Origin of the sequence: Gluconobacter cerinus (assembly GCF_002723935.1) — a bacterium.
In the GTDB taxonomy this organism is placed as follows: Bacteria; Pseudomonadota; Alphaproteobacteria; order Acetobacterales; family Acetobacteraceae; genus Gluconobacter; species Gluconobacter cerinus.
Window position 1 is genome coordinate 424,850 of the sequence record NZ_BEWM01000001.1, and the last position, 20,692, is coordinate 445,541.

At 56.8% G+C, this 20,692-nt stretch carries 20 protein-coding genes; 10 read left to right on the forward strand and 10 right to left on the reverse strand.

Features of this window, described 5'->3' with window-relative positions:
- Positions 1-2: 2 nt before the first annotated feature.
- Together GCE01_RS01945 and rpoZ are read right to left on the reverse strand one after the other, a co-directional pair.
- On the reverse strand, positions 3-2,303 hold the full coding sequence (locus GCE01_RS01945) for a RelA/SpoT family protein (protein WP_099210574.1): 2,301 nt from the start codon (positions 2,301-2,303) through the stop codon (positions 3-5).
- Positions 2,304-2,341: 38 nt separating this feature from the next.
- Positions 2,342-2,737 (reverse strand): DNA-directed RNA polymerase subunit omega, encoded by a 396-nt coding sequence (rpoZ, locus tag GCE01_RS01950; RefSeq protein WP_046899793.1) that lies wholly within the window; start codon positions 2,735-2,737, stop codon positions 2,342-2,344.
- Between the two features lie 205 nt (positions 2,738-2,942).
- Here rpoZ and GCE01_RS01955 point away from each other — a divergent pair, with 205 nt between their 5' ends.
- Both GCE01_RS01955 and GCE01_RS01960 read left to right on the forward strand, forming a co-directional pair.
- Positions 2,943-3,548 (forward strand): LabA-like NYN domain-containing protein, encoded by a 606-nt coding sequence (locus GCE01_RS01955; RefSeq protein ID WP_046899794.1) that lies wholly within the window; start codon positions 2,943-2,945, stop codon positions 3,546-3,548.
- Positions 3,545-4,123, forward strand: coding sequence for a uracil-DNA glycosylase family protein (locus tag GCE01_RS01960; RefSeq protein WP_174694769.1), 579 nt, complete (start codon positions 3,545-3,547; stop codon positions 4,121-4,123). Before GCE01_RS01955 ends, GCE01_RS01960 begins: the two co-directional genes overlap by 4 nt.
- On the opposite strand, the gene msrQ is transcribed toward GCE01_RS01960, so the two are convergent.
- Both msrQ and msrP read right to left on the reverse strand, forming a co-directional pair.
- Positions 4,095-4,742 carry a protein-methionine-sulfoxide reductase heme-binding subunit MsrQ gene (msrQ, locus tag GCE01_RS01965; protein WP_099210576.1) on the reverse strand — a complete coding sequence of 216 codons (648 nt, stop codon included), beginning with the start codon at positions 4,740-4,742 and terminating at the stop codon, positions 4,095-4,097. The genes GCE01_RS01960 and msrQ overlap by 29 nt on opposite strands.
- Positions 4,729-5,673 (reverse strand): protein-methionine-sulfoxide reductase catalytic subunit MsrP, encoded by a 945-nt coding sequence (gene msrP, locus GCE01_RS01970; RefSeq protein ID WP_099210578.1) that lies wholly within the window; start codon positions 5,671-5,673, stop codon positions 4,729-4,731. Before msrP ends, msrQ begins: the two co-directional genes overlap by 14 nt.
- Positions 5,674-5,752: 79 nt before the next feature.
- Here msrP and GCE01_RS01975 point away from each other — a divergent pair, with 79 nt between their 5' ends.
- Positions 5,753-6,625: an NAD(P)-dependent oxidoreductase gene (locus tag GCE01_RS01975; RefSeq protein WP_099210580.1), complete on the forward strand. Its 873-nt coding sequence runs from the start codon at positions 5,753-5,755 to the stop codon at positions 6,623-6,625.
- 71 nt (positions 6,626-6,696) lie between these two features.
- Positions 6,697-7,305 (forward strand): superoxide dismutase, encoded by a 609-nt coding sequence (locus GCE01_RS01980; protein ID WP_046899798.1) that lies wholly within the window; start codon positions 6,697-6,699, stop codon positions 7,303-7,305.
- 79 nt (positions 7,306-7,384) lie between these two features.
- On the opposite strand, the gene yajC is transcribed toward GCE01_RS01980, so the two are convergent.
- Positions 7,385-7,729 carry a preprotein translocase subunit YajC gene (gene yajC, locus GCE01_RS01985; RefSeq protein WP_086634449.1) on the reverse strand — a complete coding sequence of 115 codons (345 nt, stop codon included), beginning with the start codon at positions 7,727-7,729 and terminating at the stop codon, positions 7,385-7,387.
- 104 nt (positions 7,730-7,833) lie between these two features.
- Here yajC and GCE01_RS01990 point away from each other — a divergent pair, with 104 nt between their 5' ends.
- Both GCE01_RS01990 and bla read left to right on the forward strand, forming a co-directional pair.
- Positions 7,834-8,703, forward strand: coding sequence for an ATP-binding protein (locus GCE01_RS01990; protein WP_174694780.1), 870 nt, complete (start codon positions 7,834-7,836; stop codon positions 8,701-8,703).
- Positions 8,700-9,587 carry a class A beta-lactamase gene (bla, locus tag GCE01_RS01995; RefSeq protein WP_099210584.1) on the forward strand — a complete coding sequence of 296 codons (888 nt, stop codon included), beginning with the start codon at positions 8,700-8,702 and terminating at the stop codon, positions 9,585-9,587. The genes GCE01_RS01990 and bla overlap by 4 nt, the downstream gene beginning before the upstream one ends.
- Positions 9,588-9,628: 41 nt before the next feature.
- On the opposite strand, the gene GCE01_RS02000 is transcribed toward bla, so the two are convergent.
- Positions 9,629-12,043 carry a TonB-dependent receptor gene (locus tag GCE01_RS02000; protein ID WP_099210586.1) on the reverse strand — a complete coding sequence of 805 codons (2,415 nt, stop codon included), beginning with the start codon at positions 12,041-12,043 and terminating at the stop codon, positions 9,629-9,631.
- 261 nt (positions 12,044-12,304) lie between these two features.
- Between GCE01_RS02000 and GCE01_RS02005 the strand changes: the two genes are divergently transcribed.
- Complete coding sequence (locus GCE01_RS02005; RefSeq protein ID WP_099210588.1) at positions 12,305-13,417, forward strand: aromatic ring-hydroxylating oxygenase subunit alpha; 1,113 nt, start codon at positions 12,305-12,307, stop codon at positions 13,415-13,417.
- A complete protein-coding gene (locus tag GCE01_RS02010; RefSeq protein WP_099210590.1) occupies positions 13,414-14,427 on the forward strand; it encodes a bifunctional GNAT family N-acetyltransferase/(deoxy)nucleoside triphosphate pyrophosphohydrolase in 1,014 nt (337 codons plus the stop codon). Before GCE01_RS02005 ends, GCE01_RS02010 begins: the two co-directional genes overlap by 4 nt.
- Before the next feature lie 41 nt (positions 14,428-14,468).
- Here the strand turns inward: GCE01_RS02010 and GCE01_RS02015 are convergent, their stop codons facing one another.
- Positions 14,469-15,362 carry an SMP-30/gluconolactonase/LRE family protein gene (locus GCE01_RS02015; RefSeq protein ID WP_099210592.1) on the reverse strand — a complete coding sequence of 298 codons (894 nt, stop codon included), beginning with the start codon at positions 15,360-15,362 and terminating at the stop codon, positions 14,469-14,471.
- 100 nt (positions 15,363-15,462) lie between these two features.
- Here GCE01_RS02015 and GCE01_RS02020 point away from each other — a divergent pair, with 100 nt between their 5' ends.
- Positions 15,463-16,227, forward strand: coding sequence for a competence/damage-inducible protein A (locus tag GCE01_RS02020; protein WP_099211099.1), 765 nt, complete (start codon positions 15,463-15,465; stop codon positions 16,225-16,227).
- Positions 16,228-16,274: 47 nt separating this feature from the next.
- Here GCE01_RS02020 and GCE01_RS02025 read toward each other — a convergent pair whose 3' ends face one another.
- From GCE01_RS02025 to GCE01_RS02035, 3 genes are read right to left on the reverse strand one after another with little or no spacing between them, the layout of a single operon-like run.
- Complete coding sequence (locus tag GCE01_RS02025; protein WP_086634443.1) at positions 16,275-17,249, reverse strand: acetyl-CoA carboxylase carboxyltransferase subunit alpha; 975 nt, start codon at positions 17,247-17,249, stop codon at positions 16,275-16,277.
- 60 nt (positions 17,250-17,309) lie between these two features.
- Positions 17,310-18,218 carry a tyrosine recombinase gene (locus tag GCE01_RS02030; RefSeq protein ID WP_099210594.1) on the reverse strand — a complete coding sequence of 303 codons (909 nt, stop codon included), beginning with the start codon at positions 18,216-18,218 and terminating at the stop codon, positions 17,310-17,312.
- A 17-nt stretch (positions 18,219-18,235) separates the two neighbouring features.
- Complete coding sequence (locus GCE01_RS02035) at positions 18,236-18,631, reverse strand: hypothetical protein (protein ID WP_099210596.1); 396 nt, start codon at positions 18,629-18,631, stop codon at positions 18,236-18,238.
- Between the two features lie 62 nt (positions 18,632-18,693).
- Between GCE01_RS02035 and aroB the strand changes: the two genes are divergently transcribed.
- Positions 18,694-20,376: a 3-dehydroquinate synthase gene (gene aroB / locus GCE01_RS02040; RefSeq protein WP_099210598.1), complete on the forward strand. Its 1,683-nt coding sequence runs from the start codon at positions 18,694-18,696 to the stop codon at positions 20,374-20,376.
- Positions 20,377-20,692 lie beyond the last annotated feature (316 nt).

Sequence of the window (20,692 nt, forward strand, 5' to 3'; positions counted from 1 at the left end):
CGTCATCCCTTCGCGCGCTCCACCTGCATCACACCCACAGCTGTCCGGAACGCGGCAATAAGTGACGAGAGATGCCTTAGGTCACGGACTTCAAGATCAACCAAAATTTCCATAAAATCGAGCTGACGGTTCACAATCTTGAGGTTGATGACGCTGCCATTATATTTAGCTGCGGTATTGGTCAGGGTCGCCAGAACTTCGGGCTCATTTGCCGCAATAACCGACAGGCGCGCCGTGTAAGGAACCGCATCCTTGCGTCTTCCGAGCGCCTCATAATCCCAGTCCACCTCAATGAAGCGCTCTGGCGTATCTGCAAAACTCGACAGGTTCTGGCACCCACGTCGATGGATCGTCACGCCCTTACTCTGCGCTATGATGCCGACAATCGGGTCGCCCGGCAGCGGGCGGCAGCATCCGGCAAAACTCGTCGCAATCCCTGTGCCGATACCCTTGAGAATATTCGTAGACTGAACAACAGGCGACTGACGTGCCGGTCCACTTCCCGCCCCCAAAAGAAGCGACTGACCAAAGCGCGGTGACAGACCCGGCACCATCCGAGGCGCCCGACCACTCTGCCGCAGATCCGGATATGCGGTATTGACCACATCCTTCGGACCCAACTGCCCGTTCCCGACAGCCACATAGAGATCTTCGATGGAACTCTGCCGAAGCTCCTTGAGGATTCCGTCAAGAACCTTTTCGGAGCCATCGACACCTTCCTGACGGAAGGCCTTGGCAATGGCTGCACGCCCATTGTCCAGATGTACCTGGCGCTGCTGCGCGGCCACAAAACGGCGCACGCGCGCACGAGCCTTGCCCGTAACAACAAACCGCTCCCATGACGGCGACGGTGTACCGCCACGAGCCGTCATGATCTCGACCTGATCTCCGTTCTGGAGCTCATGACGCAACGGCAGAAGCCGCCCGTTCACCTTGGCTCCGACGCAGGTATCGCCCACCTGACTATGCACGGCATAGGCAAAGTCGACAGGTGTTGCGCCCCGGGGAAGCGAGATCAGCTGCCCTTTGGGCGTAAAGCAGAAAACCTGGTCCTGATAGAGTTCAAGCTTGGTATTTTCCAGGAACTCATCGGGGGCCTGGCTGTCTTCCAGAATATCCAGAAGATCCTGCACCCAGCGCAGCTTCCGGCTACCGGCGCCAAAAGCCGAAGATAGCGCTGCGGCTTCACGCTCGCTTGGCGTCGTATCTTCTTTATAGGCCCAATGCGAGGCCACACCGTTTTCAGCGAGATCGTGCATTTCCGCCGTACGGATCTGCACTTCAATCTTCTGATTACGGGGGTGACGGAGTGTCACCCCCGTATGCAGGCTCTGATAGCCGTTGGCCTTTGGGGTGGAAATATAATCTTTGAACCGGCCCGCAATCATCGGATAAGCGCCATGAATGGCGCCCAAAGCCATATAACAGGCATCACGAGTTGGAACGAGCAGACGGAACGCCATGATGTCCGAAAGCTGTTCGAACGCCACATTGCGTCGCTGCATCTTCTCCCAGATTGAAAAGGGAGATTTTTCGCGCCCGGTCACTTCGACCTTGTCGAGACCCGCTTCCGCACAAAGAGCAATCAGCTCCTTGCGAATATGTTCGATGATGTCGGCACCCTGCCCGCGCAGGAAGTTCAGACGGGCACGGATCGTGGCGTCTGCTTCCGGCTCAAGCTGGGCGAAGGAAAGATTTTGAAGCTCCGTCTTGACCCGATCCATACCAATGCGCTCGGCGAGCGGCGCATAGATATCCATGGTCTCACGGGCAATACGCTGCCGCCGGTCCAGGCGCTGGACATAATGCAGCGTCCGCATGTTGTGCAGACGATCGGCAAGCTTGACGATCAGGACGCGGATATCCCGCGACATGGCCAGCACAAGCTTACGGAAGTTTTCCGCCTGCTTCGTCCGGTCAGACTGCAGCTCAAGCCGCGTCAACTTCGTCACACCATCGACGAGGGATGCAACGTCTTCGCCAAATCGGTTTTTCAGAGAGGCACAGGAAACGCCTGTATCCTCAACCGTATCATGCAGTAGCCCCACGATGATGGACGTCGTGTCCATCCTGAAACCTGCCAGAATATTGGCAACAGCAATCGGGTGAGTGATGTAGGCGTCGCCGTTATCCCGTCGCTGCTCATTATGAGCATCGGCAGCCAGATCATAGGCAGCCTCGACGCGGGATAGATCAGCAGTCGGATCGTAACTCTCGATCCGACGGAGCAGCCCGCTGATGGAAGGTTTGAAGTCTCCCGTCGCGACAGCGGTGCGCTCAACAGGAGGAGATGCGTCAGGCATGAAGCATACCCCCCTCAGTCAGGATAAAGCAGAGAAAATCAGCGGCGGCCCCGGCCACCCAGCTCTGCCTCAATGGCAGCAGCTTCATCGGCAGACATGTTGTCTGCCATGTGAGCATGCTCTTCTTCAGCAGAAACATCCTGCAGACCAAAAATGTTCTGGTCCGTCGGGATGATGTCCATAACTTCTTCGTCCACAGGCTCCGGCTCGGGAGCGCGGGCGAGCGAACGGATGATGCCGTCACGCAGGCCACCAAGGTTCAGCTTGTCTTCAGCGATCTCACGAAGTGCAACGACCGGGTTCTTGTCGTTATCACGATCGAGCAGCATCTCTTCGCCACGGGAGAGTGCGCGGGCACGCTGGGCAGCCAGCAGAACCAGCTCGAAACGGTTTGGAACCTTCTCGATGCAATCTTCGACGGTTACACGCGCCATGCGACTGGCCCCCTTCGGGTAAAACTATAGAAAATGAATACAGAAGAGGCTGGCATTAGCATGCTGTTCATGCCAATGCAACGCAGCCCCGCTTTTCTGCCATAATCCTGACCAAACTTAATCGCTGGCTGAATCGTTTCATGTTCTATCGTTGGGGCCTGTCTCTGTCAGGCGAGACAACACATTTTACAACCAGGAATATCATATGATTTTGCGTCAAAACGAACGCACCGCTCTCTTCATCGATGGCGCGAGCCTTCATCACGCCGCACGCAACCTTGGATTTGAAGTAGATTTTCGTAGCCTTCGCAGTCTGTTTGAAAGCCAGAGCCAGTTCCAGCGCGCCTTCTATTACGCTGCCATGCCTGAGACGGACGACTATTCTCCACTTCGCCCCCTGACAGACTGGCTGGCCTACAACGGCTACCACCTTGTTCTGAAAAATGCTCGCGAGTTTACGGATCATTCAGGAAGACGCCGTATCAAGGGAAATATGGATGTCGAACTCACGGTAGATCTGCTTGAGCAGTCCTCCAGACTGGATCACGCCGTCATCATCAGCGGCGACTCGGATCTGCGCCGTGCTGTTGAGGCCGCACAAAGCCGTGGCGTACGCGTGACTGTCATTTCTTCTATGCGCTCGACCCCGCCCATGATCGGCGATGACCTGCGCAGACAGGCTGACCGTTTCGTGGAATTGGCTGACATTGCTCCGTCCTTCACACGGCGCCAGTCAGAAACGAGGCCTCGTCAGGCTCCGCCGGTTCGTCATCCAGCAGACATCAACAGTGACGAGAGCAGCGATACATGACGCCCCAGGCTTCTTCCGGTTCAACAATATCAGACGGTCACCCAACAGTTCGTTCAGACGTCCAGCCATCCTTGTCTTTAAAGGAAGGCCTTGGGCCCCTGTCCGCTGAGTTGCTGGTTGTCTGCCTTGATCCGGAAAAAGCCACCAAGACCCTTGTGCCATTTCTTGAAGCACAGGGAATTTGTTTTGCTGAAGACAGACGTGATCCGCTTCTCATTCAGGCGCGTATCACGTCTGTCACCCGGCACCTGCCTCCGGAGCAGGCATCTCTTCCCACCGATATGGAATCCTGTAGTGCCGCGCTCTGCGACGAATTACAGGACATGGGGCGACTGCGCCTCGTCCTGGTTCTGGGCATAAGCGCTCACATCGCTGTCCTTGGAGCCTGCGGTATTCCCCTGACACGGCTCGACTTCCGGCCCGGCGAAATTACACGTCTGCCAGACGGGCTCCTGCTTGCCGATGCATGCCACCCCCTCTCTGAAGAGGCCGACCCCGATCTTCTAACTCAGCGCAAAAATGCTTTGATAAAGCTTATTCCGCAGATCAGGAGCGCCTTGCGCCCAAGTGCGTGAACACGCGCCTGCCAGCGCTCACAAGCGCTGGCACTCTTGTCAGCAGCACTAGCCCCATTACCGTCAGATAAAAGGCAGTCGTGCTGTTCAGCGTTTTGAACGAGAGAAAGAAATGTATGCCTGCCAGAACGGCAGCGACATAGACCAGTCGATGCAACCGCTTCCAGTTTCGCTTGAGCCCTCGCATTGAGATGCGGTTTGATGTCACGGCGAGTGGAAACAGCAACACCAGCGCTACCATTCCCAAAATGATGAATGGGCGCCGCGTTACATCTCGCCAGAAAATTGAAATATCAAACTGGAGATCCAGCGCGAGATAAGAGGCCAGATGCATTACAGCGTAGAAAAACGCTAGCAATCCGGTCAACCGCCTGAACCTTAGCAGATTGATGCCGATAATTTTTTGCATCGGAGCGAGCGCAAGGCAAATCAGCAGGAACCGGAAAGCCCAAAGACCTAAGCTGCGCTCAAAGACATTGACTGGATCAGCACCAAGCTCTCCGCTTTGTCCCTGCCAGACCAGCCAGGCAGCCGGAATAAAGCCAAGGGGATAAAGCACGACGTGCCAGTATCTCCGCAGAAAAGCAGTGCTTTTCCCTGATACTCTAGAAGCTTTCATGCAGGTTCATGCCTTTATAGAGACTGGCGACCTGCTCGGCATAACCGTTGAACATCAGTGTTGGCTGACGTTTCGTGCCAAAGAGAGTCTTGGAGCCAATGACACGTTCACTCGCCTGGCTCCATCGCGGATGGTCAACCTGCGGATTGACGTTGGCGTAAAAGCCATATTCGTCTGGCGCCAATCGGTTCCATGTTGTCGGAGGCTGCCGATCCAGCAGACGGATACGCTGGATGGATTTAATTCCCTTGAAACCATATTTCCACGGCACAACCAGCCGGATGGGAGCACCATTCTGGTTGGGCAGGCTTTCGCCATAAATACCGACGGCCAGCAATGTGAGCGGGTTCATGGCCTCATCCAGCCTCAAACCCTCAACATAGGGCCACGAAATTCCTGAAAAGGCACTGCTCTGCCCCGGCATTTCAGAGGGCCTGACAACACTTTCAAAAGCGACATAGCGAGCATTGCTATCCGGCTCGGCCAAGGCCAAAAGCTTCGCCAGAGGAATGCCATCCCACGGGATAACCATGGACCACGCCTCGACACAGCGCATGCGGTAAATGCGCTCTTCAATGTCGGAGGATTTCAACAGTGCTCCAACATCAATGTGTTGAGGCTTTTTCACCATCCCTGAGATTTCGAGTGTCCACGGCAATGGATGGAAATCACCTGCATGAGAAACAGGATCATCCTTCTCCATCCCGAATTCGTAAAAATTATTGTACCCGGTTACGAATTCTTCCGGTGTGGGCGTTAGCCCTCCCGAATAAGGGCCAGGATGAGCTTTGAGAGCGTCCGCTTCAGCCGTCCCGGCAAGAGCAGCCATGAGACTTATGGCACTCCCTCCCAGCATTCCCCGGCGAGAAAGGTAGACCTCTTTTGGGGTGATCTCCGATGGTGCAGGACATGGATAGCGAAAAATCGCCATGATCAATTTCCGATCTGAATGAAACTCTGGCAGCCATAGTGCGTGAACTGAAGCAACGCATCGTAAGGAGCCTGTTTGCATGCCCGATATGAAAATCGGTTTTATCGGCTACGGCGCCATGGCCCAGCGGATGGGCGCCAATCTCCGCCGTGCCGGATATTCCGTTGTGGCCTTTGCGCCCTCCGGCGGCAAAGACGAGACGGAGATGCTTCCCTCCCCGCGCGCCATTGCAGAGGCTGCCGACGTCATCATCCTTTGTGTTCCCAACGATGCGGCTGAAAATCAGTCCCTTCAGGGGGACAATGGAATGCTTGCGGGCATTTCAGCAGGGAAGCTGGTACTCGACACGTCAACAGTGTCTCCGGAGCAAGCACTGGCTCTTGCCAAGATCGCCGCAGAAAACGGATTTGTCGTTCTGGACGCCCCAATGTCCGGCAGTACACCAGAAGCCGAAACCGGCGACCTGGTCATGCTGGTTGGTGGAGATGCCGAGACTGTCGAACGCGCCAAGCCGATTCTGGATGTCGTTGGCAAGCTGACAATCCACGCCGGGCCTGCTGGCTCTGCTGCTCGGCTTAAACTCGTCGTGAATGGCGTCATGGGTGCCACACTCAATGTCATTGCCGAAGGTGTGAGCTACGGACTGAAAGCGGGTATCGACCGCGATGTCCTGTTCGATACACTCCAGCAGGTCGCCGTTGTCAGCCCCCATCACAAGCGCAAACTGAAAATGGGCCAGGACAAGTCCTTCCCATCCCAGTTCCCGACGCGTCTGATGTCCAAGGACATGGGCCTTCTGATTGATGCGGGACGTAAAGTGGGCGCCTTCATGCCTGCCATGGCCATAGCCGATCAGGCTCTGGGCCTTTCCAACCGCCAGCACGCTGACGAGGACTACTCAGCTCTCATCGGCGCGATGGAACACAGCGTTGCCAACACGCCTCATAAATGAGATCGATTATGACAGTGGTCACCCCTCATCCCTGAGGGAATGACTTCTTCATTTTGCCAAGGAGTAACATCATGGCCTTCGAACTGCCCTCACTGCCCTACGCCGCCAACGCGCTCGCAGGCGCTGGCATGTGCCAGGAGACCCTGGAACTTCACCACGGCAAGCATCATCAGGCCTATGTCACAGCCCTGAACGGCTTCGTCGAAAGCAAACCGGAACTGGCTGGCAAGTCCCTTGAAGAGATCATCGCATTCTCTCATGGCAAGTCTGACATTGCCCCGGTTTTCAACAATGCCGGCCAGCACTGGAACCATATCCTGTTCTGGAAGAACCTGTCCCCGACGGGTGGCAAGCTGCCGACATCGCTTGAAAAGAAGATCACGGAAGACTTCGGCTCCGTGGATGCTTTCAAGACCGCATTCAAGCAGGCTGCCACGACGCAGTTCGGTTCCGGTTGGGCCTGGCTTGTTCTCGACAAGTCCGGCAAGCTTGCCGTGACGAAGACGGCCAACGGCTCCAACCCGCTCGCCGAAGGTCAGGGCAAGGCTCTTCTCGGCCTCGACGTCTGGGAGCACGCCTACTACCTCGACTTCCGCAACCGCCGTCCGGATTACATCACGAACTATCTGGACAAGCTGGCGAACTATGAGTTCGCAGAAGCCGAACTGAAGTCTGCCTGAGTTTTTCAGCAGCCTGAAAACGGAAAACGCCCCGACCGGTCTCCCGGCGGGGCGTTTTTCTTGGCGCGCTAAGACCCGATCAGGAGTCGTTTGCAGCCTTGTCGCGAGAGACGATGTTCGTAATCGTGGTGCGAACGATCTTCACACGGACACCCTGAGCAATTTCGACATCAACTTCGTCGCTGCCGTCACGGGTTGCCTGCACGATGCCAACGATACCGCCGGCCGTCACAACTTTGTCACCACGACGCAGACCGCCCTGCTCTTCACGGAGCTTGCGCTGACGCTGCTGCTGCGGACGGATCAGCAGGAAGTAGAAAACCACGAAGATGAAAATCATCGGGGCGAACTGAAGCACCGTCGGGTTCGCGAGGAGCCCGCCGCCATCGGCGGCCTGTGCGGAAGAAATGAACAGACTGCTCATGGAATATTGGTCCAGTCTTGAGTGAAACGTGCGGGGACCATATCGTCCGGAGTTTCCCCGTCAAGGACGGGCGCTTCCTTCATCACTGGCACAAAGCGAATTCCATGACCGATCACGCCCTGCTCAACGTCCTTGAACGTATTGCAGACAGCCTCGAACGCATGAGCCCCAAACCGACAAGTGCTGATATTTTGAAGCACCATGATGCCTTTATCTGGCAGGCTGCGATAGGAACGCTTGCTCCGGTTGAGAAGGTTTCCGGCGTTACCCTTTCACTGCTTCGAGGGATTGAGCGACAGATTTCACAGGTCATGACGAACACACGTCATTTCGCAGAAGGCTTCACGGCCAATAACGTAATGCTCTGGGGCGCTCGCGGCATGGGCAAATCCTCGCTGGTGAAGGCTTCGATTGCCACAGTGAACGCCGAGCAGCGCGCCAAGGGACAGCCGACGCTCGCGCTTATCGAAATCCAGCGTGACGAGCTTTCCACCCTACCGAAACTTCTGGCCGTTCTGCGTACAACCGATCGCCGATGCATCCTGTTCTGCGATGATCTGTCGTTCGAAAGCCAGGATGCTGATTACAAATCCCTCAAATCCGTTCTGGATGGTGGTATCGGCGGACGTCCGGACAATGTTCTGGTCTATGCAACCTCGAACCGCCGCCATCTCATGCCGCGCGACATGATCGAGAACGAAACCGGTAGTGCCATTAATCCGTCTGAAGCCATCGAAGAAAAAGTCTCCCTGTCAGACCGTTTTGGTCTCTGGATTGGCTTGTATGGTGCCAGCCAGGACGAATATCTGGATATCGTTCAGACTTATGCAGCAGCCCGCAAGCTTCCTGTTTCGCCAGAAGACCTGCGCCGCAAAGCGCTTCAGTGGGCTCTCACGCGTGGCAGTCGTTCTGGACGTGTCGCGGCGCAGTTCATTGATGACCTGAGCGCAGATCTCGGTATCCCAACGTCATGAAGCGCCGTTCTTTTCTCGCAGGGGCCACCTGCGCTTTCACCACACTTCCACAGATTGCGTCAGCAGAACCCCGCGAGCAGGAGCAATCCGGATGGTGGGCACTGGATCTGGAAACGAACCGGACACTCGGTGAAAACCCGGACACGCACCTGCCCATGTGCTCGACATTCAAATGGTTGCTGGCTGCTGCCACCTTGTCACGAACGGACTACGGCCGTGAACACCTGGGTCGAGAGATTGCCTTCAGCCGCAAGGATCTCATTTCCGCGTCCCCGGAGGTCAAAGCCGCTCTCGCGGCTTCAAAAACAGCGCACGCCAGTCTGTCTGTTGGCGAACTTTGCGCTGCAACAGTTTCACTAAGCGACAGCACCGCCGCAAACCTCCTTCTGAAGAGGCTTGGCGGCCCGGCGGCCCTCACACACTGGCTGCGCGATCATCATGACCCAGTGACAAGGTTGGACCGTTACGAGACGGCGCTGAACCGTGTTCCAATGGGGGATCTGCGAGACACCACCACGCCACGCGCCATGGTCTCGAACCTTCAGAACATGCTCTATGGCAACAATCTGAGTTCGGCCTCTCAGGCTCAGCTTCTCAAATGGCTCCTGGCCACCACAACCGGTCCAAAACGTATGCCGGCCGGATTGAGAGAAGGATGGCGCATCGGTCACAAGACCGGAACATGGACTGTGAAACCCGGCTACAATCCAGCTGTGGAACGGGCAGCGTCCGGAGATGTGGCGATCCTGCTTCCCCCTACGGGCAAGCCCGTTCTCGTAGCCGCCTATGCAGCAGGATATTCCATTCCTCAATCAGAGAAAGAGGGCTGGTTTGCCGATATCGCTCATCGTGCAACAGACCCCAACTGGCTACAGCGGCATTAAAAAAGGCTGGGAGACCTGCGTCTCCCAGCCTCTGAACGTACTTAGAACGATGCGCTGACCGTTCCGAAGAACTCACGAACGGCTCCGCGTTCCATGGACTGATAATCCCCTGTCGCAGGATTGTCGTTCTGGCCCATCATGGCGATGTATTTCGTGTTGAACAGATTATAGACGTTGAAGCTCGCCGTGACGTCTTTCAGCACACTCAGCTTGCCGAAACGATACTGCATCCCGGCATTCGCCAGCCAGTATCCACCAACGGACGTATCATTCATGAAGCTGTAGTAACGGCGGCTATAGTAGTTGGCATCGAAATGCGCCGTCGCACCCTTCCAGGTGTATGAGACGGACGTTTTGTACATCCACGCCGGGTAATTGACGATGTTCTTGCCTGCCAGCGCGTAGAAACCACCCGCCGTATCGACGTCCCGGTCGTAGGTACCCTTGTTGTAGCTCAGGTTATTGCTGATGCTCAGACCTTCAATCGGCGTCAGCGTGATATCGCCATTGGCACCCGTCATGGAGATATGACCGAAGTCGATCACCTGAGACACCGGATTGGTCAGAGAACCAACAGCCGCGGCCAGGATCGGATGGATCAGGCTGGCATGATAGACGGTCGCATTCGCCTGAAGATACTTGGACGTGTAGCGGTATCCACCCAGATAGACCCAGGCCTTGGACGGCTCGAGAGACTTCTTTTGCGCCTGAAAGGTCGCCTGATCTTCAACCGAGTAAACCGAGTTCGCCACGCCATAGGCCGAGACTTCGTAGGCACGCATATTCTCGGCCACATCCACATACAGCTCATGGTGGTTGTTGATGTGCCAGTCCAGATTAAGATGCGGCAGGAAGGCCTGAGAAGCGGTCAGAGAGCCATTCGGCAGTTCGTCAGAGCCGGTCCAATCCGCGTTATTGTAGTTCGCGCCGCCTGAGGTCGTCGCAACCATGGACTTGAACCCGGCATGCAGCGTCAGACCTTCGGTCAGGCGGATACTGTCCTGAAGGTGAAACTGCATGACGTTGGTCGTCCACTGGAAGTTGTACCCTTCCAGAAAAGCCTTTCCGTAAACGTCATAGGGACCGACGGCCTTGAGAGGCGCGCCCTCGCCTAGCACCGGCTGCTGGTAATTGAACAGGCCCGCCTGCTGGTTGTTGTTCTCGTACCAGACACCGCCCTCGATCGTGTGGCGTCCCCACTTGTAGCGAAGGCTCGTATCAAGACCGTAACGCTCCTGACGATTCTGCCAGACTTCTTCTGAGAATGGCGCACCATTTGGGGATGGGTCTTCGGAGTCCGTGTAGCTGTAATAGCCGGTCTGGCTGTGACCATAGACCGTTGTGTTCCAGGTCAGGTTATCCGTGAGAGCCAGATCGAAGTGCAGGCCACCCATGTAGTTGGTTTCAGCCTGACCGCCATCGTACATCGCGATTTCGGATCCATCGATGCCCGGCACGCCACTATACCCAGCCGGAAGCGCTGCCGTACCCTTTGCAATGCCGTAGGCCAGACCATAATTCGGATAGAGATGCGGCGTCCGCCATCCAAGATTCTTCAAAATCCCGACGGACGTATCCGGGTAGTTCCACTGAGCAAGGCTGGACCAGTTAAAAAACGCAGACATGCGGCTGCGCTGCCCGATGGGCTGCACAAGCTTGGCATCAACCTGCTGCATGAACTGGTCACCACTCCCCATCCACATGCCCTCGTCGGTACGGGCATAGGACGTGTAGAACTTCGTGCCAGAGCTGTTCAGCTTGCCGGAATCCAGCCGAACATAGGTGCGATAAGAATTATAGCTGCCGAAAGACTGACTGATCTTGCCGCCACGCTTGTCGTTCGGATCAGACGACCCGATCTGGATTGTTCCACCCAGCGTGTTTGTGGATGGTAGCTCGACGGACCCAGCCCCCTGAGACATCCGCATAGACTGGATATCATCCGGAATAATGGCCGAAGCAAGGCTCATGCCACTGACGGACTGGTAAGTCTGATCATTCAGGGGCACGCCATCAACCGTCACACCCATCTGGTTCATGAAGAACCCGCGGACGTAAAGATTGGCGCCGAAGCTATCGATTCCGAATGGATCCGTGGATGTGAAGCTGACCCCCGGCATCCGGTCCAGCATACGGTAGGGGCTGGTTCCCGGCACAAACTGGCGCATGACGGCCTTCGAAACAGCCTGCTCCGCATCGCGCCCCGTCAACTGGCGCGCCGTGACCGAAACGCTTTCTGTTGAACGGGATTCCAGATTCGCCCGCTGTGGGCGCTTCGCAGGAACAGCGGTTTTGTGAGCAGGCACCGTCGAAGTTGCTGCCGATGGTGTCACACCATGCCGCGATGGCGCATGCCGATGCCCGGGAGCGACCTGTTTTGTCGTCTCAGCAGCGTGTGCCTGCGATTGAATAGCCAACAGTGCAATGGAAGACAGAAGCAGGGGTTTCGTGCGCACTGAGGCCAATACTCCGGGAACATAGGGGCAAGAAGAAAGGAAGCGGTGTCCTAGCCAAGCAATACTCATAGGCAAAGCCTCTGAGGCTCAGGATGATGTTTCCATGACATCTAGCCTGTGCTTTTCCTGCCTCATGTTGCGCAAATGACGCGACTTGCCTTGATACATCCTGCCCTCTTCCTGCGAGAACCCTTTGCCTGTTAGGCTCGTTTAGAAAACATGCCTTTTGAAGGCCCGCCTTTACTCAGGATCGGGATATCCATGTCGCAGAGTACCTTAGAAGAAGCTGATATTGTCAGCAGCGTCTCTCCAGAGCCCCAAGGACACAATGCGGACCTACGGCGTATCCGTTCCAACCCGGACTACTGGTACCCTGTCGCGTGGTCTCACGAGCTCAAAAGCGGAAAAACCATAGGTACACGTTACGCCGGGCAGCCCATTGCACTCGTTCGCCCTCTGGATGGCAGTGTATTCGCTCTGGAAGATCGCTGTGCCCACCGGCAGGTCCCTCTCAGCCTCGGCCGGGTCAGTGGTGAAGCGGTACAGTGCTGCTATCATGGCTGGGCCTACGGGCGCTCAGGTCGGTGCATCGATGTCCCGTATCTGGGCAAGAACAAGCTTCCGAACGGTGTGAAAACCTATCCCTGTCGGGAAGAAGGCGGCCTGATCTTCATTTTCCCGGGCGATCCGGCAAAAGCAGAAACTACCCCCTTCCCCGCGCTCGGCTCAGTTCGTGATCCCGCGTACAAGACGCGCCGTTTCGGCAAAAAAGTCGCCTGCCATTACAGTTTCATGCATGAAAACCTGATGGATATGAACCATCAGTTCATGCACATGAAGCAGATGGGCCAGATGAAGCCCCGCTTTCTTGGCGGCAAGGATGAGCCCACCCTCGTAGAGGCGCGCTACAGCTTCGCACGGACAAGTGGCAAGCAACCCTGGGGCGAAGCGCTGATCTTCGGTGAACGTCGGGACGCAAGCGAGCGCTACGCTCACCGCGACGTCATGACGATCCGAACAGAGTATCCTTATCAGACCCTGAGGATCGCCACGGGTGACGAACCGCCCGTCATGGATCTGTGGATCGTGTATGTGCCGCAGGATGCAGAAGAGAAAACCTGTCGCGTTTTCGGCCTCCTCTCAGTGCGCAAACCGAAAGTCGGCGTTGTGCTGGATATGGCATGGCCTTTCCTTGTCGCCTTTACGGAACGGATCTTTAAGGAAGACCGTGATATCGTGGAGCTCGAACAGGCTGCATGGAACGAACTGGGCGGAGACCACAATCAGGAAGTTTTCCCTGTCATCAATACGCTGCGCCGACTGTTGGCACGTTGCGGTGTTCCTGAGGAGCAGGATACAACAAGGCCGACATGACACCTGAACTGAAAGCGGGGGATTTTCTTTTGCGTCCCCTTCGCCCGGAAGACGCGCCAGCCGTCCATCGCCTCGTGAACGACTGGAGCGTGGTCCGCATGCTCAGTCGTCTTCCCTTCCCTTACCCGCGTGACCTTGCTCAGAAATGGATTGCCTCCACGCTGGAGGACAGTTCCCGGGGAAGCGCTCATCACTTTGCCATCACGCGCGACGGCATCCTTCTGGGAGCTGTCGGGCTGGTCCTGTCGGACGACAAGCGTTCTGCTTCTCTAGGGTACTGGGCGTCCCCCGCCACATGGGGACAGGGCATGACAACATCTGCGGCCCGACGCGTCACAGAATGGGCCATTCAAGTGCTTAAGCTTGAGAAGCTCACGGCAGATGTCGCGGTTGATAACCCCGCGTCTTCCGCCGTCCTCCGCAAACTTGGCTTTCGGGAAACTGGCCGTTCAAGCCGTCGCTTTGTCTCACGTGGGACCGAGTGTCCCATCATTGTGCACGAATTGGCGCGGTCGACCTTCCTTCAACTCGACATACCGGCCCCCGTTGAAACGGCTTCTCCGGCTGCACTGGAAGATCAACCGTCCGCTCCCGCACCGATACGCAAACCACGGACTCTTCTGGTCGTCGCAGCAGCTCTGCTGGATGCGCAGGGACGTATTCTTCTCGCACGCCGCCCTGAAGGAAAACGTCTGGCTGGGCTTTGGGAGTTTCCAGGCGGAAAGGTCGAACGGGACGAAACACCGGAACAGGCCCTCATCCGGGAAATGAAAGAGGAGCTGGATGTCGATCTGACAGGAGCCTGCCTCGCCCCTTTCACCTTCGTCAGTGAAAATGCAGGCCCGTTTCATCTTCTGATGCCACTGTATGTTGTGCGGCGGTGGCGCGGCGTTCCTGCCCCACGGGAAGGGCAGGCGCTGGCGTGGGTGGAGGCAGCCGATCTGGCAAAATATCCAATGCCAGATCCGGATCTACCACTCATCCCACTCCTTCAGGAGCTTCTGGGATAAACAGCCGGAACCGCTTTAATCATTCCGGCTGCCGTTGATGATCAATCGTTCAGCTGGAACTGATTCTGCGGCACACCGGCAATATCGGTGCGAAACGCAAACAGCGATCCGGCCTGCGGCTCCTTGGCAAGAACGTCTTCATCCAGACCTTTGCGCGCCGTTGTCACAAAGACCGTCTTGAGATCATCCCCGCCAAACGCAACCTTCGTCACGTTCGTCACGGGCATATCAATGGATGGCAATTCTGTGCCGTCGGAACGGAAGCGCGCGACGCGGCCACCTCCCCAGGTCCCACACCACAGATTGCCTTCGCTATCCGTGACGATTCCATCCGGATAGCCCTTCGTCAGCGTAGCAAAAACGCGCTCGTTCGAGAGATCTCCGTTCTCATCAACATCGAAGGCATAGATCGTCTGTTTCGGGCTATGGCAAACATACAGGACACGCCCGCATGGCGAGACAGCCGGACCATTCGAGACAATATACCCCTCGTTATGGTGCGTGATTTCAAGACCGTCTTCCGTATGAACCACACGATAGATGGAGCCCGTCGGTTCTTCTTCGCCATCATCCATCGTGCCAAACCACACACGGCCCAGCGGGTCCACACACCCGTCATTCAGACGATTGTCCGGCCGCTCGGGTTCAATTTCCGGACCTGCTTCAAAGTCACCGCTTTCTGGATCAAAACCATGCAGGCCGTCGCGAAGGCCTGCAAGAAAAGTACCGTTGGCAACAGGAAGCAGGAAGCCCAGACGGTCCGGAGCATCCCATGTCTTGTGTTCGCCTGATTCCGGCGTAAAGCGATGAACCTTGGCGGCAATGATATCAACGAAATAAAGCGACTTTTCAGCCTCACTCCAGACGGGTCCCTCACCCAGCGTTGCACGCAGATCGAGAATACATTCAGGGAGATGGTGCTTTAGAGTGCTCATGGGTGTCCTGTTTGAAATGGGCATGGCCAGACGTCCGACCCTGCTCGACAACGCGGCACAACGCGCTACGTTTGGTCCACAGACTATCAGGACGAGACTCATGCTTCAAAAAAACGCCTGCCTGCTCGTCATAGGCAACGAAATTCTTTCCGGTCGCACTCAGGACGCCAACACACGGGTTCTGGCGCGTGCGCTGAATGCCCAAGGTATCCGGCTTCTCGAAGTCCGTGTCATTCCGGACATCGAAGACCACATCATCCGAACCGTCACAGAATGTCGGGAGCGATTCGACGTAATTTTCACATGCGGCGGCATCGGTCCTACCCATGACGACATCACGGCTGAATGTATTGCCAAAGCCATGGGCGTTCCGCTGCTGCGTCACGAGCCGACATTCCAGAAGCTTGAAACCATCATGGGGAAAGAAAAGTTCAACGCTGCCCGCCAGCGCATGGCCATGCTCCCGGAAGGCGCAACACCCATCGAAAACGCTATTTCGGCGGCTCCCGGCTTCAGCATCGGGAATGTGCATGTCATGGCAGGGGTCCCGTCCATTTTCGCAGCCATGGTGGACTCGCTGGTGCCCCAGATGGAGAAAGGACCGCCCCTGACGTCCGTCAGCTGGCATGCCGCGGGGCTGAAAGAAGGTGACTTCGCGGATGATCTGCGCCGTTTGCAGGAGCAGTTCCCGGGAATTGATCTGGGATCCTATCCATACGGCCTGACGAACGGCACGACGGGAACAGCTCTGGTCGCCAAAGGATACGATGCGTCAGCAGTTAAGAGTGCGGGCTCTCTTCTGCATGATCTGATCATGGCACATGGACGCGAGCCAATCAGCGGTGACCCGCCACACAAAGCGTAAAAGCAAAAAAAAACCGCTGCTCCGGAGGGCAGCGGTTTTTTTTCAGACTAGTTCAGAGGACCACGGGTCATGGCCAGGAACTTTTCTCTGCGTTTCTGAACGAGAGCCGGGCCTGTCAGCTTCTGGAGTTCCAGAAGTTCTTCAGCAATGACATTGCCTACCGCGTGCACGGCATCGTCCGGAAGACGCTGCGCCCCACCGACGGGCTCAGGAATAATACGGTCGATCAGACCAAGCCCCAGAAGATCCTGAGCTGTCAGCTTCAGAGCTTCAGCAGCGGCCGGAGCCAGCTTCGGATCACGCCAGAGAATGGACGCTGCGGCCTCAGGCGAAATAACGGAGTAGATCGAGTTCTCAAGCATCAGAACACGATCGCCCGCGCCGATAGCAATCGCACCACCGGAACCACCCTCACCAATCACAGTTGCGATCAGGGGGACAGGAGCCTTGAGGCAGATATCGATTGAGCGCGCGATGGCCTCGGCCTGGCCGCGTGCTTCGGCATCGATACCTGGCCATGCTCCAGCCGTATCGATGAAGCTCAGAATCGGCAGTCCGAAACGGCCGGCCATTTCCACAAGGCGCTGGGCCTTCCGGTAACCTTCCGGGCGGGCCATGCCAAAATTATGAAGCAGACGCGTTTCCGTGTCGTGACCACGCTCCGTCCCAACCACGACAACCGGCTCACCACGGAATCGGGCAAGACCACCAATCATGGCCTTGTCGTCTCCGAAAGCACGATCTCCGGCCAGCGGCGTAAAGTCTGTTGTCAGAAGACGAACATAGTCCAGAGCCTTGGGGCGCTGGGCGTGACGGGCAACCTGCACCTTCTGCAGCGGCGTAAGCTTTGCATAGGTTGCACGAAGCTGTTTGTCCGCCTTGTCAGAAAGACGGGCAACCTCGTCATCGATGTTGATGCCGCTGGTGCCGGAGTCCTTCTCCTGGCTGCCCATCTGGCGGAGTTCGTCGATTTTGGTCTCGAGTTCGGCGACCGACTTCTCGAAATCTAGGAATTGGCGCATGGCTGCCGGATAGCACGGCAACGCATCCGGAAACAGCCCCCCGGTTTTTTACGGGGCAGATCAATCCCCAGACTGGATTTTCGCCAGTGGATGATGCGCCGTCACAAGCTGCCTCAGACGTTCCGCCATGACCTGTGTGTAAATCTGGGTCGTCGCGATATCCGCATGCCCCAGCAGCATCTGAAGCGCTCTCAGATCCGCGCCATGAGCCAGAAGGTGGCTGGCAAAGGAGTGCCTGAGCACATGAGGGCTCACACGTTCAGGGTCAATTCCCGCCTTTAGCGCGCAGGCCAGCAGAATTTTGTCGAACCCCTGCCGGGTCAGTGGCTTGTCAGGATTTCTGCCTGGGAAAAGATACGGACTTCCCAAATCCCGGTCATAGTGAACCAGAGCTTCAGCAGCCTCCCGCGCACTTCGAGACAGAGGAACCAACCGCTCACGGCCGCCTTTGCCTCTCACGAGAAGCATCGCCCCCTTCGCCTTCACACATGTCGCGGGCAAAGACAGGAGTTCTGAAATTCTGAGACCTGTTGTGTAAAGAAGTTCCAGAGCTGCACGGGACAGCAGATCACGCCGTTCACTGTCGTGCCCTCTGGTGCCTTCTTCCAGAAGCAGTCGAATTTCTTTCTCATCCAGAGGACGAGGAAGCGAGGAACTGACTTTCGGAGACTGCTGGCGATCCGTTGGATCATCGCTCCGAATCGATTCCAACATCAGGAATCGATAAAATTGCTTGAGACAGGACAGTCTGCGCGCTGCCGTACGAGCAGCCATCCCAGCCTGTGACAGTGATGTCAGGTAACTCCTGACCTGCTCTCCCGTCGCCTGCGCCAAAGACGTTGGAACACAATGACGGGAAAAATCCGCGAGGTCAGAGGCATAGGCCTGACGCGTTTTCAGAGCTGCGCCCCGCTCTGCCGCAAGCATTTCAAGAAATGCCTCGACATGCCGATCAACCACCTCTGACATGCGTCAGGCCTGCCTGATCAGTGCGCGGGAACGCCAGCAGGCGCCGGAACAGCAGCTCCCTGTAGAGGAGCAGGCTTGGGTGCAGGCATTGTGGGTAGCGGCGTGGATGGCGTCAGAGCGGGAGCGGCTGGAGCCACGGGTGCCGCAGCAACCGGAGCCGGGACAGGCGCAGGCTGAGCAGCTCCTGCGGCCGGAGCGGTCGGAACCGGCGGCATCGCCGGAAGAGCCGCAGCAGCAGAACCGGACGTAGCGAACATCGCCGCTGGCAGCTCTTTGTGAACCTGTGTCTGCTCAGGCGGGACAACCCCCATCCCCAGACGCAGGAAAAGCCCTCCCAGCACCACCACCAGAACCAGAGCACCAGCTCCAGCAATCATGGGCAAACGGGAAGATGAACGATCAGATTGTGCCATTATGTTCAGGTCTCAAAGTGCGGGCAGGACGTGATGCCCTCTCCTATGATAGGTAGCAGAGCATGTCACCTCTGCCACCCTCACTTTCCGCCGATCCGGCGGTATCTCTTCCCGTCCCGACCTGCACTGTTGTTCTGGTTGGCATGATGGGAGCTGGAAAAACCACCGTAGGCCGCCGCCTGGCGCAGGTCTGCCGCCTGCCCTTCGTGGATGCGGATGCAGAAATCGAACGCGCCGCAGGCTGCACGATTCCGGAAATCTTTTCCCGTCACGGAGAAGCCTATTTCCGTGCTGGCGAACGCCGGGTCATCGAGCGCCTGATCAAAGGCCCTCCCTGCATTCTCGCCACGGGTGGCGGAGCATGGATGGACGCCCAGACACGCCGCCTTGTTCGCAAACATGCCGTCTCGATCTGGCTTCGCGCGCCTGTGCACGTTCTGCTCAGACGCGTTCAGGGCCGCGGCGGCAGGCCTTTGCTTGCTCAAGGTAGCCCGGAAGAGGTCATGACCCGGCTGGTGGGCGTTCGTTACCCTGTCTATGCGGAAGCAGACATCATTATTGATTGCGGAGACGAAACCGTGGAGCAAGGCGTGCAGCGCGTCCGTGAAACCCTCGCAGAATATCAACACCCACAGAAAGTTCCTGTCGCTCTGACACAGCACAGCTACGATGTTCTGGTCGGGCCGGATCTGATCTCGCGTGCGGGGGCGTGGGTTGCTCCATATCTGCGCCAGAAGAGAGTTGTCGTAATCACGGATGACACCGTGGCGGCTCTCCATCTGCCCCGTCTGCTTCTGTCCTTTCAGGAAACAGGCATTCAGGCAGACGTCATCTCTGTAGCTGGTGGCGAAGAGAGCAAATCCCTTCAGTGCTATGGCGACGTGATGACGCGTCTCCTGTCACTGGGAATCGAGCGTGGCACAACAATTGTCGCTCTGGGTGGTGGTGTTGTTGGCGATCTGGCCGGTTTCGTAGCCGCAACAGCCTTGCGCGGAATCCCGTTCATCCAGATTCCCACGACTCTGCTCGCACAGGTGGATAGTTCCGTCGGCGGAAAAACCGGCATCAATTCCCCGTCCGGCAAGAATCTGATCGGCGCATTCCATCAGCCCATCATCGTTCTCGCAGACAACTCCGCACTCGCGACTCTACCGCGCAGACAGCGGATTGCGGGTTATGCCGAAATTGTGAAGTCAGGCCTGATCGCAGATCCTGACCTGTTTGCATGGTGCGAAACTAACGGGCGATCCGTTCTTGATGGGGATCCGGCGGCTCTCGCAGAAGCCGTTCGACGTGCCTGTACTTTCAAGGCTGCAGTCGTCGCAGCAGATGAGCGCGAACAGGCGAAGCTGAATGGCCGCGCCTTGCTAAACCTTGGTCATACCTTTGGTCACGCCCTTGAGGCGGAGCTTGGTTATGATGGACGTCTCCTGCATGGCGAAGGCGTTTCCATAGGGTTGCATCTCGCGATGGCACTATCTGTTCAGCTCGGATATGCGCCCGTTGAAGACCTTTCCCGTCTGGACGCCCATCTGCGCAGCCTCGGAATGCCGGTCAGCTTTGACTGGTTCGATATTCCCTTCTCAGCACAGATACTTCTCGATCACATGACTCGGGACAAGAAAATGCAAGACGGGAAAATTTCCTTTGTCCTCCTGCACGGTATTGGCAAAGCATTCACAAGTCGTGACGTTCCCATGGATACCGTCCGTAACTTGCTGATAAATGAAGGCTGCAAACCATAAGGACCGTTACAGTCCTTTATGGTTCAGCCTAACTTTTTGTTTTTTAACTGCATTTGAGCAGCAGAAATTCCCGGAAGAGTCTGGCGTCCCTGCAAGTGTTCAGCTATGGCAGCAGGGACGCGAGGCGTAGATCGTGAAGCGGGCGGAATGAAATGTGACTTTTTTGTCACTCCTTCCACCCGAGTAGGTCTGGAAGGCTCTGTCTGGCTTTGTCCGAGGGAACTCCCCGATCTATATGCGCTTATGCATCGCGCTGGGTCCGTTGGTTGAAGCAGTTTTTCCAACGGCTCGAAACGTTAGTCACTAAGAGGACGAA

Bases quoted from the DNA above. Each gene is read 5' to 3' on its own strand.
- GCE01_RS01945 (WP_099210574.1), bottom strand. From the start codon at position 2,303: ATGCCTGACGCATCTCCTCCTGTTGAGCGCACCGCTGTCGCGACGGGA.
- rpoZ (WP_046899793.1), bottom strand. From the start codon at position 2,737: ATGGCGCGTGTAACCGTCGAAGATTGCATCGAGAAGGTTCCAAACCGT.
- GCE01_RS01955 (WP_046899794.1), top strand. From the start codon at position 2,943: ATGATTTTGCGTCAAAACGAACGCACCGCTCTCTTCATCGATGGCGCG.
- GCE01_RS01960 (WP_174694769.1), top strand. From the start codon at position 3,545: ATGACGCCCCAGGCTTCTTCCGGTTCAACAATATCAGACGGTCACCCA.
- msrQ (WP_099210576.1), bottom strand. From the start codon at position 4,742: ATGAAAGCTTCTAGAGTATCAGGGAAAAGCACTGCTTTTCTGCGGAGA.
- msrP (WP_099210578.1), bottom strand. From the start codon at position 5,673: ATGGCGATTTTTCGCTATCCATGTCCTGCACCATCGGAGATCACCCCA.
- GCE01_RS01975 (WP_099210580.1), top strand. From the start codon at position 5,753: ATGCCCGATATGAAAATCGGTTTTATCGGCTACGGCGCCATGGCCCAG.
- GCE01_RS01980 (WP_046899798.1), top strand. From the start codon at position 6,697: ATGGCCTTCGAACTGCCCTCACTGCCCTACGCCGCCAACGCGCTCGCA.
- yajC (WP_086634449.1), bottom strand. From the start codon at position 7,729: ATGAGCAGTCTGTTCATTTCTTCCGCACAGGCCGCCGATGGCGGCGGG.
- GCE01_RS01990 (WP_174694780.1), top strand. From the start codon at position 7,834: ATGACCGATCACGCCCTGCTCAACGTCCTTGAACGTATTGCAGACAGC.
- bla (WP_099210584.1), top strand. From the start codon at position 8,700: ATGAAGCGCCGTTCTTTTCTCGCAGGGGCCACCTGCGCTTTCACCACA.
- GCE01_RS02005 (WP_099210588.1), top strand. From the start codon at position 12,305: ATGTCGCAGAGTACCTTAGAAGAAGCTGATATTGTCAGCAGCGTCTCT.
- GCE01_RS02010 (WP_099210590.1), top strand. From the start codon at position 13,414: ATGACACCTGAACTGAAAGCGGGGGATTTTCTTTTGCGTCCCCTTCGC.
- GCE01_RS02015 (WP_099210592.1), bottom strand. From the start codon at position 15,362: ATGAGCACTCTAAAGCACCATCTCCCTGAATGTATTCTCGATCTGCGT.
- GCE01_RS02020 (WP_099211099.1), top strand. From the start codon at position 15,463: ATGCTTCAAAAAAACGCCTGCCTGCTCGTCATAGGCAACGAAATTCTT.
- GCE01_RS02025 (WP_086634443.1), bottom strand. From the start codon at position 17,249: ATGCGCCAATTCCTAGATTTCGAGAAGTCGGTCGCCGAACTCGAGACC.
- GCE01_RS02030 (WP_099210594.1), bottom strand. From the start codon at position 18,218: ATGTCAGAGGTGGTTGATCGGCATGTCGAGGCATTTCTTGAAATGCTT.
- GCE01_RS02035 (WP_099210596.1), bottom strand. From the start codon at position 18,631: ATGGCACAATCTGATCGTTCATCTTCCCGTTTGCCCATGATTGCTGGA.
- aroB (WP_099210598.1), top strand. From the start codon at position 18,694: ATGTCACCTCTGCCACCCTCACTTTCCGCCGATCCGGCGGTATCTCTT.